This is a genomic window from Arthrobacter sp. 49Tsu3.1M3, assembly GCF_900168135.1.
Lineage (GTDB): Bacteria > Actinomycetota > Actinomycetes > Actinomycetales > Micrococcaceae > Arthrobacter.
In genome coordinates, this window is record NZ_FUZD01000001.1 from 97,999 (window position 1) to 114,851 (window position 16,853).

The window sequence follows — 16,853 nt, forward strand, 5'->3', positions numbered from 1 at the left end:
ATGGCACTGACAGCATCAGTCAAGGAAGAACTTTCCCGTCTGGATATCAAGAAGTCCTCAGTCCGCAAGGCCGAGGTATCGGCGATGCTCCGCTTCGCCGGCGGGCTGCACATCATCTCGGGCCGGATTGTGATCGAGGCCGAAGTCGACCTCGCATCGACCGCCCGGCGGCTGCGCGCCGCCATCGCCGAGGTGTACGGCCACCAGAGCGAGATCATCGTCGTCTCCGGCGGCGGACTGCGCCGCGGCAGCCGCTACGTGGTGCGGGTGGTCCGCGACGGGGAGGCCCTCGCCCGCCAGACCGGACTCCTGGACGCGCGGGGGCGCCCCGTGCGCGGCCTTCCGTCGGTAGTGGTGAACGGATCCGCCGCGGACGCCGAAGCTGTCTGGCGCGGCGCGTTCCTGGTCCACGGCTCACTCACAGAGCCCGGCCGCTCCTCGGCCATGGAAGTCACCTGCCCCGGCCCCGAATCGGCCCTGGCCCTCGTCGGCGCCGCCCGCCGCCTGGGCATCCAGGCCAAGGCCCGCGAGGTCAGGGGAGTGGACCGCGTGGTGATCCGCGACGGCGACACGATCGCCGCGCTGCTGACGCGCATGGGCGCCCACGACGCGCTGATGGTCTGGGAGGAACGCCGCATGCGCAAGGAAGTCCGCGCCACTGCCAACCGGCTCGCCAACTTCGATGACGCGAACCTGCGCCGTTCCGCGCAGGCCGCCGTGGCCGCCGGTGCCCGGGTGGACCGCGCCCTGGAAATCCTCGGCGACGACGTTCCGGACCACCTGAAGTATGCCGGCGAGCTCCGGGTCGCGCACAAGCAGGCCAGCCTGGACGAGCTGGGCCGGCTCGCCGAGCCCGTCATGACCAAGGACGCCATCGCCGGCCGGATCCGCCGGCTGCTGGCCATGGCGGACAAACGAGCCCAGGACCTCGGCATCCCGGGCACGGAAGCCAATGTGACGCCGGAAATGCTCGACGACTAGCCCGCCCCTAGAATCAACAGCAGGAATATCCCGGGGAATGAAATATCCGGGAGCCGCGGCAGGTTGTCGCCGTTGGATCCCACCGCAATTTTCCGGATGCCCCGCATCCGGATGCACAATCCGAGAGTTACCGAACCGGACAACCCGTCCACGACATTGGAGGAATTTGTGACCGAGTACGTACTGCCCGATCTCGACTATGACTACGCAGCGCTGGAACCGCACATCTCCGCGAAGATCATGGAGCTGCACCACAGCAAGCACCACGCCGCCTATGTGGCCGGCGCAAACAACGCCCTGGCCCAGCTGGCCGAGGCGCGCGACAAGGGCGACTTCGCCAACATCAACCGCCTCTCCAAGGACCTCGCGTTCCACACCGGCGGCCACATCAACCACTCCGTCTTCTGGAAGAACCTCTCCCCGGACGGTGGCGACAAGCCCGAGGGCGAGCTCGCGGCGGCCATTGACGACGCCTTCGGCTCGTTCGACGCGTTCCGTGCGCAGTTCAGCGCCGCGGCACTGGGCCTGCAGGGCTCCGGCTGGGGCTTCCTGGCCTACGAGCCCATCGGCGGCAACCTTGTCATCGAGCAGCTCTACGATCAGCAGGGAAACGTCGCACTCGGCACCACCCCGCTGCTGATGCTGGACATGTGGGAGCACGCCTTCTACCTGGACTACGTCAACGTCAAGGCTGACTACGTCAAGGCCTTCTGGAACATCGTGAACTGGGCCGACGTCGCCAAGCGCTTCGAAGCCGCCCGCAAGAACGCCACGGGTCTCATCACCCTCTAGGCAGGTCCCTTTACCCTGCACAGGGTGACGGAATCGACTTCCGCTTGTAACAAACCTCACATTACGGGCCCTTCGGCCCGAAATGTGGACGGACTGCCCCTGCACTTGCGGGGGCAGTCCGTGTTAAACGTAAGATGGATCACGGAAGGCGGTTAGCCTTCAGCAATGTGGCTGGTCGCCCTCCGATCTGGTAATTATCTCTGCCCAATGGCGTGCGGGATCTGTTAGTTGGCTTGAACGCCTTCTCAACTAGTCGTGCTCGCAAGAGCACCAAGGAGACTGAAAACGTGACGACCCGTATTGGCATCAACGGCTTTGGCCGTATCGGCCGCAACTACTTCCGCGCCGCCCTCGCACAGGGCGCAGACCTCGAGATCGTTGCGGTCAACGACCTCACCAGCCCGGAAGCCCTCGCTCACCTCTTCAAGTACGACTCCGTGGGCGGCCGCCTGGCCGAAACCATCGAGGTCAAAGACGGCAACATCGTCGTCGACGGCAACATCATCAAGGTCCTCGCCGAACGCGATCCCGCGAAGCTGCCCTGGGGCGAGCTCGGCGTCGACATCGTCATCGAGTCCACCGGCTTCTTCACCAAGGCCGCCGATGCGCAGAAGCACATCGACGCCGGCGCCAAGAAGGTCCTGATCTCCGCCCCCGCGTCGGATGAGGACATCACGATCGTGATGGGCGTCAATGACGGCCTGTACGACAACGCCGCGCACCACATCATCTCCAACGCCTCCTGCACCACCAACTGCCTCGGCCCGCTGGCCAAGGTCATCAATGACGCCTTCGGCATCGAGCGCGGCCTGATGACCACCATCCACGCCTACACCGCCGACCAGAACCTGCAGGACGGCCCGCACAAGGACCTCCGCCGCGCCCGCGCCGCCGCCATCAACATGGTGCCCACCTCCACCGGTGCCGCCAAGGCAATCGGCCTGGTCCTGCCGGAGCTCAAGGGCAAGCTCGACGGCTACGCCATCCGCGTGCCCGTTCCCACCGGCTCCGCCACGGACCTGACCGTCACGGTTTCCCGCGAGACCACGGTCGCCGAAGTCAACGCCGCCCTCAAGGCAGCGTCGGAGACCGAAGAGCTCAAGGGCCTGCTGACCTACACCGACGAGCCGATCGTCTCCTCCGACATCGTCGGCGACCCGGCATCGTCCATCTTCGATTCCGGCCTGACCAAGGTGATCGGCGACCAGGTCAAGGTTGTGTCCTGGTATGACAACGAGTGGGGTTACTCCAACCGCCTCGTGGACCTCACGGAGCTTGTCGCGTCCAAGCTGGGCTAGGGTAAGACTCATGACATTTCACACCCTCAACGAACTGATCGCTGATGGTGTCCGCGGGCGGTACGTTCTGGTCAGAAGTGACCTGAACGTGCCGCTCGACGGCTCTACAGTGACTGACGACGGCCGTATCAAGGCCTCCCTGCCAGTGCTGGCGAAGCTCACGGACGCCGGTGCCCGCGTGCTGGTCACAGCACACCTCGGCCGCCCCAAGGGCGCCCCGGAGGAGAAGTACTCCCTCAAGCCAGCAGCCGCACGGCTGGCCGAGCTTGCCGGGTTCAAGGTTTCACTTGCCACTGACACCGTCGGCGAGTCGGCCAAGGAGCTCTCCGCGGCGCTGCAGGACGGCGAAGTGCTGGTCCTGGAAAATGTGCGCTTCGATGCGCGCGAGACCTCCAAGGACGACGCCGAGCGCGGCGCCTTCGCTGACCAGCTCGTCGCCCTCACCGGGGACAACGGCGCCTTCGTCGATGATGCCTTCGGTGCGGTGCACCGCAAGCACGCCAGCGTCTACGACGTCGCAACGCGGCTGCCGTCCTACCAGGGCGACCTCGTCCGCACCGAGGTCGAGGTGCTGCGCAAGCTCACCACCGACACCCAGCGGCCCTACGTCGTTGTCCTCGGCGGCTCCAAAGTCTCCGACAAGCTCGCTGTGATCGACAACCTCCTGGGCAAGGCGGACACGATCCTGGTGGGCGGCGGCATGCTGTTCACCTTCCTCGCCGCCGAGGGCCACAAGGTCGCGGGCAGCCTGCTCGAAGAGGACCAGATCCCGGTCGTCCAGGACTACCTGAAGCGGGCCGCCGACGCCGGTACCGAGTTCGTCGTGCCCACCGATGTTGTGGTGGCGGCCAAGTTCGCGGCCGACGCCGAGCATGAGACCGTTGCCGCCGACGCCATCGAGTCGGGCAGCTTCGGAGCCCAGGGCATCGGGCTGGACATCGGGCCGGTGTCGGCAGCGGCGTTCGCGGAACGGATCAAGGGCGCCAAGACGGTGTTCTGGAACGGACCCATGGGCGTGTTCGAATTCGCTGCCTTCGCCGGCGGTACCCGGGCCATCGCCCAGGCCCTGACCGAGGCAGACGCGTTCACCGTGGTTGGCGGCGGCGACTCGGCGGCAGCGGTCCGGACACTCGGCTTCGCCGATGAGGCATTCGGCCACATTTCCACCGGCGGCGGCGCAAGCCTGGAGTACCTTGAAGGCAAGGAACTCCCAGGCCTGAGCGTCCTCGACCGTTAGAAGCACTGACCGCTAAAAGCACCGGCATTTGAGCCGGCAGGGTGCCCTCCGCAGGGAACCGGGCGCCCTGCCGGCTGCTCCCACACACCAAGAACTCCTGGAGATCACGTGACCACGTCAACCAACGGTAAATTCGACCGCAAGCCCTTCATCGCCGGCAACTGGAAGATGAACATGGACCACGTCCAGGGCATCACCCTCCTGCAGAAGCTCGCGTGGACCCTGTCCGACGCCAAGCACGACTACAGCCGGGTGGAGGTCGCCGTCTTCCCGCCGTTCACGGATCTCCGCGGCGTCCAGACCCTGGTCCAGGGCGACGAGCTCGCCGTCGTCTACGGCGGCCAGGACCTTTCCCAGTTCGACTCCGGCGCCTACACGGGCGACATTTCCGGCCAGTTCCTCGCCAAGCTTGCCTGCAGCTACGTCCTGGTCGGCCACAGCGAACGCCGCACCATCCACAACGAGTCCGACGCCGTGCTCAACGCCAAGACCAAGGCCGCCTTCCGGCACGGCATCACCCCGGTCCTCTGCGTCGGTGAAGGCCTGGAGATCCGGCAGGCCGGCACCCACGTGGACCACACCCTCGCCCAGCTGCGCGCAGGCGTCGAAGGCCTCACCCCCGAGCAGGTCTCAGAGGTCGTAGTTGCCTACGAGCCCGTGTGGGCCATCGGCACCGGCGAGGTTGCAGGTCCGGAGGACGCGCAGGAAATGTGCGCCGCCATCCGTGCCGAACTGTCCACCCTCTTCGGAGCAGACGTCGCAGCCAAGACCCGTCTGCTGTACGGCGGCTCGGTCAAGGCCAATAACGCGGCCTCGATCCTGAAGGAGCGCGACGTCGACGGCTTGCTGGTCGGCGGTGCCAGCCTGGACGCTGCCGAGTTTGCTAATATTGTCAGGTTCGAGAGTCACCTGTTGACGGATTAGTCCGGACACAGCCTGACCCCCGCAATCCAATCCTTCTGAAAGGCCGTCGTGGACGTTCTTCATGTCATTCTGCAGGTCCTCCTGGGCATCACCAGCCTCCTGCTGACGTTGCTCATCCTGCTCCATAAGGGACGCGGAGGCGGCCTGTCCGACATGTTCGGCGGCGGCATGAGCTCGGGCCTGAGCTCCTCTGGCGTGGCGGAACGGAACCTCAACCGCTTCACGGTCATCCTGGGAATCACCTGGGGCGTGGTGATCATCGCCCTCGGTCTGCTCATGCGGTTCAGCACAGGCGCTGATTCCTAGGACGCCTGTCCGAAAACTTCATATGGGGTCCTTATGGCCCTCCCGGCATCGGGAACTCTCGACTTACACTGTGGCTGTCGTCTTGCACTTCCACCAGCTAAGTAGCCAGGAGTTCCCGATGCTGCATTCTGCTTCCGGATTCAAAGGAATCCGTGTGGGCGCCACCGAGGGGGCAACTCCCCGCCACGAACCACTGAACGGGGCCGGCGTACGCCAGCCCCGTATTCGTGTATCTTTCCGGTGCGCCAAGGGCCATGAAACCTCGCTCGTGTTCGCACAGCTTCCGGAAGAACAGATCCCCGGAGTTTGGGACTGCCGGCGCTGCGGCGGCACCGCAACCCGCGACGAATCAAAGTTTGCCCTGGAGGAAACGCCGACAGAGGGCTTCAAGACGCATCTGGAATACGTTAAAGAGCGGCGCTCCAGCCAGGACGCCGAAGACGTACTGGCTGGAGCGCTGGAACGTCTACGCTCCGGACGGACCCTTCCGGACGAGCTGCTCCGGGACCCGTGAGGCCGCGTTCTCGTCAATCAGCCACAGCGTTTCCCGGCGGCCGCGCGGCCCTGCGGCGGGCACCTGCACGGGATTAGCGCCGGCCAGGGCCAGCCCTACGGCGCCGGCCTTGTCGTCGCCGGCCACCACCATCCACACCTCCGATGCCGTGTTGATCGCGGGCAACGTCAGCGACACCCGCGCCGGCGGCGGCTTGGGGGAGTTGTGGACGCCCACGACAGTCAGCTCCTTCTCCCGGATGCCGGCCTGCTCCGGGAAGAGCGAGGCGACGTGTGCGTCCGGTCCTACGCCGAGGAGGACGATGTCCAGGCGGGGCAGCCGCGCCGGCTGTTCCGGCCTGTCGTCGGACATGTCCGCGGCGTGCTCGGCGGCCGCCGCCTCGGCGAGCCGCCGGGCATAGTCGGCCGCGGCGTCGTCCGGGCTATCGAAGTCATCGGTGGAACCGGGCACATGGACGCGCGCCGGGTCAACGTTGATGTGGGACAGCAGGGCGTCCTGGGCCTGGCGGGCGTTGCGTTCGGCGTCGCCGGCCGCCACGAAGCGCTCGTCACCCCACCAGAAGTTCACCTTGGACCAGTCGACGGCCCGCGCCGCGGGCGATTCGGCCACGGCCTTCAGCGAGCCGATGCCCATCGTTCCCCCGGTAAGCACCACCGTGGCCTCGCCGTGCCGGTCCTGGATATCCACCAGCTTGGTAATCAGGCGGGCCGCGATCGCCGCCATCAGAACGGTCGAGTCAGGATGGATGCTTACTCTCGGGTCAGCGCTCACTGGGACGGACACTCCTTAGATTGGTACGCGGCAGTCCCATAGTAATCACTTCACCGAAGACTTCGTCCGGATCCAGGCGGCGGAGTTCTTCGGCCAGGCAGTCCTTGAGGCTGCGGCGGGGCAGTGAGATCCGCTGCGCGGGCTGGCCGGGCTGGGTTAGTTCCGCAATGGTGAGCCCGGGCCGGAAGAGCTGGATGTCGCCGCCGGGCCGGGTCAGCCGGACGCGCCGGATGCCGGTTCCGGCCGGGTCCGCCACGATCGTCACGGGAACGTCCAGGGCCAAGGTGAGCCAGGCCGCGAGGAGCACGGTGCTGGGGGAGTCCGATGCACCCTCGACGGCGACGGCCGTGACCGGTGAGTCATCCACCTGGTCCAGGACCGCGGCCAGCTGGATGCGCCAGTTGGTCAGCCGCGTCCAGGCCAGGTCGGTGTCGCCGGCCTTGTAGGTGCGGCGGATGTTCTCCAGCGCCGCGACCGGGTCTGCTTCGTTGGCCGAGTCGGTGATCCGGCGGTGCGCGATGCCCCCGATCGAGGTCTGGCACGCGTTCCTGGGCGCGCCGTGCGGCCACCACGCCACGATCGGGGCGTCGGGGAGCAGCAGGGCCGCGACGAGGGATTCGCTTTCCTCGGCGAGTTCGCCGTAGCCGCGCAGCAGGATCACCTCGGAGGCTCCGGCGTCGCCGCCGACGCGGATCTGGGCGTCCAGCCGGGTCGGGGCCGAGGCTCCGGCGTCGGCGAGGACGATGATCCGGCACGGGTGTTCGCGGCTGGCCTCGTTGGCGGCCTCGATGGCCTCCTCTTCCAGACCGGAGCGGGTGACGACCACAAGGGTCAGGACCCGGCCCAGGGCGATCACGCCGCCCTGCTCGCGCAGGGCCATGATCTTCTTGGAAATCTTGGAGGTGGTGGTGTCGGGAAGATCTACGATCATGGCCTTCTCCAGGTTCGTCCGTCGCGGGCAAGGAGCTCGTCGGCCGAGGCGGGGCCCCAGCTGCCGGGAGCGTAGGGCTGGGGCTGTTCGTCAAGGCCGGCCCAGTATTCCTCGAAGGGATCCAGGATCTTCCAGGACAGCTCAACTTCCTGGTGCCGGGGGAACAGCGGCGGCTCGCCCAGCAGCACGTCCAGGATGAGGCGTTCGTAGGCTTCGGGACTGGACTCGGTGAAGGAGTGGCCGTAGCCGAAGTCCATGGTGACGTCGCGGACCTCCATCTGGGTGCCCGGGACCTTGGAACCGAACCGGATCGTGGCGCCCTCGTCAGGCTGGACCCGGATCACCACGGCGTTCTGGCCGAAGTCGTCCTCGCCGTGGTCCGTGAAGAGCAGGTTCGGGGCGCGCTTGAACACGACGGCGATCTCCGTCACCCGGCGCCCCAGCCGCTTGCCGGCGCGCAGGTAGAACGGCGCGCCGGACCAGCGGCGGGTGTTGATGTCCACCCGGATCGCGGCGAACGTCTCGGTCTTGGAATCGGCCGGGATGCCCTCCTCCTCCAGGTACCCGAGGACTTCTTCGCCGCCCTGCCAGCCGCCGGTGAACTGCCCGCGGGCGGAGTGGGAGGAGAGGTCCTCGGGGAGCCGGACGGCGGCGAGGACCTTTTCCTTCTCGGCACGCAGGTCGTCCGCGTTGAAGGAGATCGGTTCTTCCATGGCCGTCAGGGCCAGCAGCTGCAGCAGGTGGTTCTGGATGACGTCGCGGGCCGCGCCCACGCCGTCGTAGTAGCCTGCCCGGCCGCCGGTCCCGATGTCCTCGGCCATGGTGATCTGGACGTGGTCCACATAGTTGGCGTTCCAGAGCGGCTCGAAGAGCTGGTTGGCGAAGCGCAGTGCCAGGATGTTCTGCACCGTCTCCTTGCCCAGGTAGTGGTCGATCCGGAACACCGCGTCCGGCGGGAACACAGACTCGACGATATCGTTGAGCTGGCGGGCCGATTCGAGGTCGTGTCCGAACGGCTTTTCGATCACCACGCGGCGCCAGTTGTCGCCCGCGGCCTGGGCCAGGCCGTGCTTGGAGAGCTGACGGCAGACCTGCTCGAAGGCCTTCGGCGGGATCGAGAGGTAGAACGCGTGGTTTCCCCGCGTCCCGCGCTGTTCGTCGAGCTCATCGATCGTGTCGGAGAGCCGCTTGAACGCCTCGTCGTCGTCGAACTCGCCCTGCACGAAGCGGATGCCCTCGGAGAGCTGCTTCCAGACCGTTTCATCGAACGGCGTGCGGGCGTACGCCTTGACGGACTCCTTGACCTCCGCGGCGAAGTCCTCGTTCTCCCACTCCCGGCGGGCAAAGCCCACCAGCGCGAAGCTCGGCGGCAGCAGCCCGCGGTTGGCGAGGTCATACACGGCGGGCATGAGCTTCTTGCGGGCGAGGTCCCCGGTCACCCCGAACAGGACCAGCGAGGCCGGTCCGGCAATACGGTTCAGACGGCGGTCACGGGGGTCCCGGAGCGGATTGCGCCCCCGGCCGGCCGTGGTCCTGCCGCCGTTGTAGGTTTCTGGCATGGTTGCGTGGGTGCCTTAGCTTTGAGTGGAGGATGCTGCCTGGCCGGCGAGGGAGGTGACGAGCTCCTGGAGCTGCTTCACACCCGCGGCGCGGTCGGTCAGGTGCAGCCGGAGGACCGGACGGCCGTGCTCGGACAGGACCTGGGCATCGCCCGCAGCCTGCGCCGAGATCAGCTCGCCGAACGTGAACGGCCGGTCCGGGATGGCCAGGTCAGCCGCGGATGCGGCCGTGACCTGCAGGAAGACGCCGATCGCGGGTCCGCCCTTGTGGAACTGGCCGGTGGAGTGCAGGAACCGCGGGCCCCAGCCAAAGGTGACCGGGCGTCCGCTGATCGCGGCCAGTTCGTCCCGGACGCCTTCGAGGCTGGCATAGGCCAGCCGGTCGAAGTACGCCTGGACGCTGAGGTAGTTGTCCGGGCCGAGCTCGCCGAGCAGGGCGTTCACGGCTTCTGCCGCGGTGCCGGCGTCGCCGAGCCACTCCCCGCCGCGGACCTCGATCGCGCCGTCGGTGAAATTCGCCGGCGTCGGTGCGGGCTGTGCGTCCAGCAGGCCACGGGCGGCGATCTTCGCTGCCTCGACGTCCGGCTGGTCGAACGGGTTGATGCCGAGCAGGCGGCCGGCCACGGCGGTGGCGAATTCCCACACCATCATCTGCGTGGCCAGGCCGCCGGCGATGGCGACCTCGTTCTCGCCGAGTTGGACGTCGTCATCCGCCGCGACCAGCCGGATGACCAGGACATCGGGGGCGCCCAGGGTGGCTTCCGGGGAGGCAGGACCCGCTACGACCGGCAGCACGCCGGTGCCGAGCTTGCCCGTGGATTCGGCGATGAGCTGTTCGGCCCAGTCGGCGAAGCCCACGATCCCGGATCCGTCCTCCGCGATGACGATCTTGTTGCGCAGCGGGGTGGTGCCGCCCAGGGCGGTGCCGAGGGCGAGGCCGATGTTGTCCTCCGAGTCCTCATTGAGGATCTCGGCGGCTTCTTCGGCCTCATCCAGGAAAGCCTGGATGTCGACACCGGCAAGCCCGCAGGGGACCAGCCCGAAGGCGGTCAGGGCCGAGAAACGGCCGCCGACGTTCGGATCTGCGTTGAAGACGGCGCGGTAGCCGGCCTCCCGGGAGGCCTTGTCCAGCGGCGACCCCGGGTCGGTAACGATGATGATGCGGCTCTTCGCATCGATCCCGGCGTCGGTGAACGCCTGCTCGAAGATCCGGCGCTGGGAATCGGTTTCCACAGTGGAGCCGGACTTGGACGAAACCACGATCGCGGTTTCGTCCAGCCGGTCCGCGACTGCGGCACTGACCTGTTCGGGGTCGGTGCTGTCCAGAACAGTCAGCTCGACGCCAGCGGTGCCCGCGATGACTTCAGGCGCCAGCGAGGAGCCGCCCATGCCGCAGAGGACGATCCGCGTTACGCCCTCGGCCTTCAGCGCGTCGCGGAGTTCGAGAATGTCGCCGACCAGCGGCTGGGAGACGGAAGCCGCCTCGACCCAGCCCAGCCGGACAGCGGATTCCTGCTCTGCGTCCGGACCCCACAGGGTGTGGTCCTTCGCGAAGATCCGGGTGGCAATGCGGTCTTCCAGCAGTGCCGGGAGGTGCTGCTCATGTGCCTGGCGGGCTGCGCCGGTGGCGTCGTAGCTGAGTGTGCTCATGGTGGGTTAGGAAGCCTTCCGTGCAGAGGCCAGGGCGCCTTCGACGTCGCCCAGCAGTTCCTTCCAGCTGGCCACGAACTTGTCCAGGCCTTCGGATTCGAGCAGGGCGACGACGTCGTTGTAGGAAATCCCCAGCGCGTCGAGGGAGTTCAGCGTGGCGTTGGCGTCGTCGTAGCCGCGGGTGACGGTGTCGCCCGTGACGGTGCCGTGGTCGAACGTCGCGTCGAGCGTCTTCTCCGGCATGGTGTTGACGACGCCGGGGGCGACGAGTTCGGTGACGTAGAGGGTGTCCGGGTAGGCCGGGTCCTTCACGCCGGTGGAGGCCCACAGCGGACGCTGCGGCAGGGCGCCGGCCTCGGCCAGGAGGGCCCAGCGTTCGGTGGAGAAGAGCTCCTCGTAGACCTGGTAGGCCAGGCGGGCGTTGGCCAGGCCGGCCTTGCCCTTGAGTGCCTTGGCTTCCTCGGTGCCGATGGCGTTGAGGCGCTTGTCGATTTCGGCATCGACGCGGGAGACGAAGAAGGACGCGACCGAGTGGATCTTGGACAGATCGTGGCCGTTGTCCTTGGCCTGCTCGAGCCCGGACTGGAAGGCGTTGATCACGGCGCGGTAGCGTTCCAGCGAGAAGATCAGGGTCACGTTGACGCTGATGCCCTCGGCCAGGGTGGCGGTGATGGCCTCGAGGCCTTCAAGGGTTGCCGGGATCTTGATCAGGACGTTGTCCTTGTTGACCTTCTTGTACAGGTGCTTCGCTTCGGCGATGGTGCCGGCGGTGTCCCAGGCCAGGCGCGGGTCGACCTCGATGGAGACACGGCCGTCGACGCCCTTGGTTGCCGCGGCGACGGGGGCGAACAGGTCGCAGGCGTCGGCGACGTCGGTGGTGGTGATTTCGAAGACGGTCTCTTCGACGGTGGCGCCGGAGGCGGCCTGGGCGGCGATCACGGAGTCGTAGTCGTGGCCGGCGGTGATGGCGGCGTGGAAGATCGACGGGTTGGTGGTGACGCCAACGACGTTCTTCTCTTCGATGAGCTTGCGCAGGGTGCCGGTCTGCAGGCGGCCGCGGGAGAGGTCGTCGAGCCAGATCGAGACGCCGGCGTCGGAGAGCTGCTGGGTGGGGGTAGTCATTTCATAACTCCTGGAAATCATGGGTTCCGGGGGCACAGCGTCCCCCGGAACCGTGGTGGTGGATCAGTTGGTGAGGCCGGCGAGGGATTCCTTCGCGGCGGCGGCGACTGCTTCCGCCGTGATGCCGAATTCCTGGAAGAGGCGCTTGTAGTCCGCGGACGCTCCGAAGTGCTCCAGGGAGATGGAACGGCCGGCGTCGCCGACGAATTCCTTCCAGCCCAGGGCCAGTCCGGCCTCGACCGAGACGCGTGCTTTCACGGCCGGGGGCAGCACGGCGTCGCGGTACGCGGCGTCCTGCTTGTTGAACCATTCCACGCAGGGCATGGACACCACGCGGGTGGGGATGCCCTCGGCCTGCAGCGCTTCGCGGGCGTTGACGGCGAGCTGGACCTCGGAGCCGGTGCCGATCAGGATGACCTGGGCTTCGACGGTGGAGCCGTCCTTTGACGCCTCGGCCAGGACGTAGCCGCCCTTCTCGACGCCGGCGGTGGAGCCGAAGGTGTCGCCGTCGGCCACGCCGGTGCCGCGGGCGTAGGTGGGGATGTTCTGCCGGGTCAGGACGATGCCGGCCGGGTTTTCGTGGTTTTCCAGCATGGCCTTCCAGGCCGCGGCGACCTCGTTCGCATCTCCGGGGCGAACGACGTCCAGGCCCGGGATGGCGCGGAGGGAGGCGAGCTGCTCAACGGGCTGGTGCGTGGGGCCGTCCTCGCCCAGGCCGATCGAGTCGTGCGTCCAGACATACAGCGACGGGACGCCCATGAGGGCGCCGAGCCGGATCGCGGGGCGCTGGTAGTCGGAGAAGATCAGGAACGTTCCGGAGAACGCCCGGGTGCGCCCGTGCAGCGAGATGCCGTTCACGATCGACGCCGCGGCGTGCTCGCGGATGCCGAAGTGCAGGACCCGGCCGTAGGGGTTGCCCTTCCACGCCGCGGTGGACCGGGACGTGGGGATGAACGAGGGCGAGCCCTCGATCGTGGTGTTGTTCGACTCCGCGAGGTCGGCGGAGCCGCCCCAGAGTTCGGGCATGACCGGGCCGATCGCGTTCAGGACCTTCCCGGAGGCGGCCCGGGTGGAGACGTCCTTGCCGGCTTCGAAGACCGGCAGGGCGGCTTCGAAGTCGCCCGGGAGCTTCTTCGCCTCAACGCGTTCCAGCAGTGCAGCGGACTCGGGGTTGCCGGCCTGCCACGCCTCGAACGAGGCCTGCCAGTCGGCGCGGGCGGCCGCGCCGCGGTCCTGGACGGCACGGGCGTGGGCCAGGACGTCCTCGTCGACCTGGAAGGCACGTTCCGGGTCAAAGCCCAGGACCTGTTTCAGGGCCGCGACTTCCTCGGCGCCGAGGGCGGAGCCGTGGATCTTGCCGGTGTTCTGCTTCTTCGGCGCCGGGTACCCGATGATGGTCCGCAGGGAGATGATGGAGGGCTTGCCGGTTTCGGCCTTCGCGGCGAGCAGTGCCGCGTGCAGTTCCTGCACGTCTTCGACGTATTCGCCGGTCCGGGTCCAGTCGACCCGCTGGGTGTGCCAGCCGTAGGCCTCGTAGCGGGCCAGGACGTCCTCGGTGAACGCCACCTCGGTGTCGTCCTCGATCGAGATGTGGTTCTCGTCGTAGATCACCACGAGGTTGCCCAGTTCCTGGTGCCCGGCGAGTGAGGACGCCTCGGAGGTGACGCCTTCCTGCAGGTCACCGTCGGAGGCGATAACCCAGACGGTGTGGTCGAACGGGCTCGTGCCGGCGGGAGCGTCGGCGTCGAACAGGCCGCGCATCCGGCGCTGGGAATAGGCGAAGCCGACCGCGGACGCCAGGCCCTGGCCGAGCGGGCCGGTGGTGATCTCCACACCCTTGGTGTGCTTGTACTCCGGGTGGCCCGGGGTCAGCGAGCCCCAGGTCCGCAGCGCCTCCAGGTCCTTCAGTTCCAGGCCGTAGCCGGAGAGGAACAGCTGGATGTACAGGGTCAGGGACGTGTGCCCGGGGGACAGGATGAACCGGTCGCGGCCCAGCCAGTCCGGGTTCGCCGGGTCGTGGCGCATCAGCTTCTGGAACAACAAATAGGCGGCGGGAGCCAGGCTCATCGCCGTTCCCGGGTGGCCGTTTCCGACCTTCTCCACCGCATCCGCGGCCAGCACCCGGACGGTGTCCACCGCGCGCTGGTCCAAGTCAGTCCATGACAGTTCTTGCTCTTCCAAATGTGGCACGAAAACCGGGCCCCTCTCTGTGCTGACGGCCGGCGGTACGCTCTTTTCCCGCCCGGGCACAGTTCGGTGCCCGCTGCGGTTCGTACCAGCCGTTCACCATCGAAACGTTGATCTATCATTCAGACGCAGATGCAGAGCCGCGTGTTCCGGCAAGTGCCTAAATGCGTGCCCGTGTGCGCTGATCTAATGACAGCCTAGTCCCATTCCACTTTGTGGTCAGCGTATATCTCACCAATTGGACCTGATTTCGCTTATATGAATCACCGTCCGCCGCGGGGCCGGTGAGCCGGCGTTAACGCGCCGGAATCATGGCGTGGCATTCGGCGCACCCCCGGCCCGGAGCTCCACGGTATGATGGGTGGTGGCCTTCGACTGAGGCAAGGACACGGGCGTGCGCCGAGCGCGCCGCCCGGTCTGCAGCACAGTGCGTTGCGAAATCCACCCGGGGCTGCCCAGCCAGACAGAACTGCACAGCCAGACAGAACAGAGTGACTGCCACCGTGAGCACAACTAATACGCCGCTGAACGCCGCCCCGGCCTCGGGAAGGATGGGCTTCGGCCGCAAAGCCAAGGCCTACCTGGCGCTCACGAAACCCCGTGTGATCGAGCTCCTGCTCGTCAGCACGCTCCCCACCATGATCTATGCCGAACGCGGCTTCCCGTCGATCGGTCTGATCCTGGCGACGCTGGTGGGCGGCGCGTTCGCGGCGGGTTCCGCAGGCGCCTTCAACTGTTACATCGACCGCGACATCGACAAGCTCATGCACCGCACGGAGAACCGGCCCCTGGTCACCGGCGAGGTCACACCCCGCGAAGCGCTCATTTTCTCCTGGCTGCTGGGCGCGGCGGCCATCGCCATCCTCTGGTTCGGAGCCAACCCGCTCGCCGCGTGGCTCGGACTCGGCGCCATCGTCTTCTACGTGGTCATTTACACCATGATCCTGAAGCGGCGCACGGCCCAGAACATTGTCTGGGGCGGCGCCGCCGGGTGCTTCCCGGTTTTGATTGCCTGGGCCGCCGTCACCAACACCGTCGAGTGGCCCGCGGTCGTGCTGTTCATGGTGATTTTCCTCTGGACCCCGCCGCACTACTGGCCGCTGTCGATGCGCTACGGCGAGGACTACCGCAACGCCAACGTGCCGATGCTGGGCGCCATCGCCGGGGCGAAGGTGGTTTCGGTGCAGGTGGTCCTCTACGCATGGGCCATGGTGGCATGTTCGCTGCTGCTGATCCCGGCCGGTGGTGCCGGCTGGGTCTACACGGTGACTGCCGTCGGCGCCGGTGCCTGGTTCCTGTACGAGTCGCACGCCCTGTACAACCGCGCCCAGGCCGGCGACGTTTCCAACAAGGGAGCCATGAAGGTCTTCCACGGCTCCATCAGCTACCTGACCCTGCTCTTCATTGCCCTGGCCGTCGACCCGTTCGTCGGCTCGGCCATCATGGGCGGCTGATCCCCCGCTCGCCTGCCTGACGCTCCCTCACCACTGGTGGGGGAGCGTCAGCTGTATCAGGGGAGGGACGGTCCTTTTCGGTCCCGGGGTATCCTTACGAACCGGCCAAGCGACACAACCCCAGGGGAGCCCGTGATCAACCGCAGCGATGTACTTCAGGCACAGAACCGCATCAGTGGCCACGTGCGGCGCACACCGTTGCTCCGCGGGGGCACCGCTGCCGCCCCGCTCTGGTTCAAATGTGAGTTCCTGCAGCACACGGGCGTCTTCAAGGCCCGGGGTGCCTTCAACCGCCAGCTCGCCGCCCGGGAACGCGGGGAGCTTGACCCGGCCGTCGGTGTGGTGGCGGCGTCGGGCGGCAACGCGGGTTTGGCGAACGCATACGCCGCCGCGGCCCTCGGCGTGCCGGCGACGGTGTTCGTCCCGAAGAACGCCCCGCGGGTAAAGGTCGCACGACTCCTCGCGTACAACGCCACGGTCCGGCAGGTCGGCACCGAATACGCGGAGGCTTTCGCGGCCGCAATGGACTACGTGGAAGATACCGGTGCCTTGTTCTGCCATGCATACGACCAGCTGGAAATCGCGGCAGGCGCAGGCACCCTGGCCGAGGAAATTCTCGAGGACGAACCCGGCATCGACACGATCGTAGTCGCCGTCGGCGGCGGCGGACTCTATGCGGGCGTGGCGGCAGCTGCCGAGGGGCGGGCCCGCGTCGTCGCGGTTGAGCCCTTCGCCATCCCCACGCTGCACGCGGCCCTCGACGCCGGCCGCCCGGTCGATGTGGCCGTTTCGGGTGTCGCCGCGGATTCCCTCGGAGCCAGGCGGGTGGGTGGGATCGCCTTCAGCATCGCCTCACGCGTCCCGCCGGCCTCTGTGCTGGTGGACGACGCCGCCATCGTCGCCGCCCGCTCACAGTTGTGGAGCGATTACCGGATCCCCGCCGAATACGGGGCCGCGGCTGCGTTCGCGGCGCTCACGTCAGGGGCGTACACACCCGCCGCAGGGGAACGCGTCGCGGTCATCGTCTGCGGGGCCAACACCGATGCCTGCACGCTGGAGAACGACCCCGGCAGCGATTGACCAGGGCCGACTGAATTCTGCCGGCTGAAGGGTGTCGGCTGAACAGT

Annotated in this window: 15 protein-coding genes; 9 read left to right on the forward strand and 6 right to left on the reverse strand. The window is 67.3% G+C overall.

From position 1 onward, the window contains the following. The 7 genes from whiA (at position 1) to B5X90_RS00445 (ending at position 6,052) form a co-directional block, all read left to right on the forward strand. On the forward strand, positions 1–981 hold the full coding sequence (gene whiA / locus B5X90_RS00415; RefSeq protein ID WP_079549563.1) for a DNA-binding protein WhiA: 981 nt from the start codon (positions 1–3) through the stop codon (positions 979–981). A gap of 168 nt (positions 982–1,149) precedes the next feature. Then, positions 1,150–1,773: a superoxide dismutase gene (locus tag B5X90_RS00420; RefSeq protein ID WP_079549969.1), complete on the forward strand. Its 624-nt coding sequence runs from the start codon at positions 1,150–1,152 to the stop codon at positions 1,771–1,773. Between the two features lie 287 nt (positions 1,774–2,060). Continuing rightward, positions 2,061–3,071, forward strand: coding sequence for a type I glyceraldehyde-3-phosphate dehydrogenase (gene gap / locus B5X90_RS00425; RefSeq protein WP_079549564.1), 1,011 nt, complete (start codon positions 2,061–2,063; stop codon positions 3,069–3,071). Between the two features lie 10 nt (positions 3,072–3,081). Next, the gene (gene pgk / locus B5X90_RS00430; RefSeq protein ID WP_079549565.1) at positions 3,082–4,308 is read left to right on the forward strand and encodes a phosphoglycerate kinase; all 1,227 of its coding nucleotides are present in this window, start codon (positions 3,082–3,084) and stop codon (positions 4,306–4,308) included. A gap of 108 nt (positions 4,309–4,416) precedes the next feature. After that, positions 4,417–5,232 (forward strand): triose-phosphate isomerase, encoded by an 816-nt coding sequence (gene tpiA / locus B5X90_RS00435; RefSeq protein WP_079549566.1) that lies wholly within the window; start codon positions 4,417–4,419, stop codon positions 5,230–5,232. Positions 5,233–5,280: 48 nt separating this feature from the next. After that, complete coding sequence (gene secG / locus B5X90_RS00440; RefSeq protein ID WP_018772994.1) at positions 5,281–5,538, forward strand: preprotein translocase subunit SecG; 258 nt, start codon at positions 5,281–5,283, stop codon at positions 5,536–5,538. Positions 5,539–5,656: 118 nt separating this feature from the next. Next, positions 5,657–6,052: an RNA polymerase-binding protein RbpA gene (locus tag B5X90_RS00445; protein ID WP_079549567.1), complete on the forward strand. Its 396-nt coding sequence runs from the start codon at positions 5,657–5,659 to the stop codon at positions 6,050–6,052. Here the strand turns inward: B5X90_RS00445 and pgl are convergent. From pgl to tkt, 6 genes are all read right to left on the reverse strand, one after another. Then, positions 6,005–6,823 carry a 6-phosphogluconolactonase gene (gene pgl / locus B5X90_RS00450; protein ID WP_079549568.1) on the reverse strand — a complete coding sequence of 273 codons (819 nt, stop codon included), beginning with the start codon at positions 6,821–6,823 and terminating at the stop codon, positions 6,005–6,007. The genes B5X90_RS00445 and pgl overlap by 48 nt on opposite strands. Then, complete coding sequence (locus B5X90_RS00455) at positions 6,813–7,754, reverse strand: glucose-6-phosphate dehydrogenase assembly protein OpcA (RefSeq protein WP_018772991.1); 942 nt, start codon at positions 7,752–7,754, stop codon at positions 6,813–6,815. The genes pgl and B5X90_RS00455 overlap by 11 nt, the downstream gene beginning before the upstream one ends. Beyond that, positions 7,751–9,313, reverse strand: a complete 1,563-nt coding sequence (zwf, locus tag B5X90_RS00460; protein ID WP_079549569.1) for a glucose-6-phosphate dehydrogenase — start codon at positions 9,311–9,313, stop codon at positions 7,751–7,753. Before zwf ends, B5X90_RS00455 begins: the two co-directional genes overlap by 4 nt. Before the next feature lie 15 nt (positions 9,314–9,328). Further along, a complete protein-coding gene (locus B5X90_RS00465; RefSeq protein WP_079549570.1) occupies positions 9,329–10,963 on the reverse strand; it encodes a glucose-6-phosphate isomerase in 1,635 nt (544 codons plus the stop codon). Between the two features lie 6 nt (positions 10,964–10,969). Further along, the gene (tal, locus tag B5X90_RS00470; RefSeq protein WP_079549571.1) at positions 10,970–12,085 is read right to left on the reverse strand and encodes a transaldolase; all 1,116 of its coding nucleotides are present in this window, start codon (positions 12,083–12,085) and stop codon (positions 10,970–10,972) included. A 63-nt stretch (positions 12,086–12,148) separates the two neighbouring features. Continuing rightward, entirely contained in the window at positions 12,149–14,266 is a 2,118-nt protein-coding gene (gene tkt / locus B5X90_RS00475; protein WP_079549572.1) for a transketolase, read from the reverse strand. Positions 14,267–14,763: 497 nt separating this feature from the next. Here tkt and B5X90_RS00480 point away from each other — a divergent pair, with 497 nt between their 5' ends. Together B5X90_RS00480 and B5X90_RS00485 are read left to right on the forward strand one after the other, a co-directional pair. After that, entirely contained in the window at positions 14,764–15,726 is a 963-nt protein-coding gene (locus B5X90_RS00480; RefSeq protein WP_079549573.1) for a heme o synthase, read from the forward strand. 132 nt (positions 15,727–15,858) lie between these two features. Beyond that, positions 15,859–16,806, forward strand: a complete 948-nt coding sequence (locus B5X90_RS00485; protein ID WP_079549574.1) for a threonine/serine dehydratase — start codon at positions 15,859–15,861, stop codon at positions 16,804–16,806. The last annotated feature ends 47 nt before the right edge of the window (positions 16,807–16,853 follow it).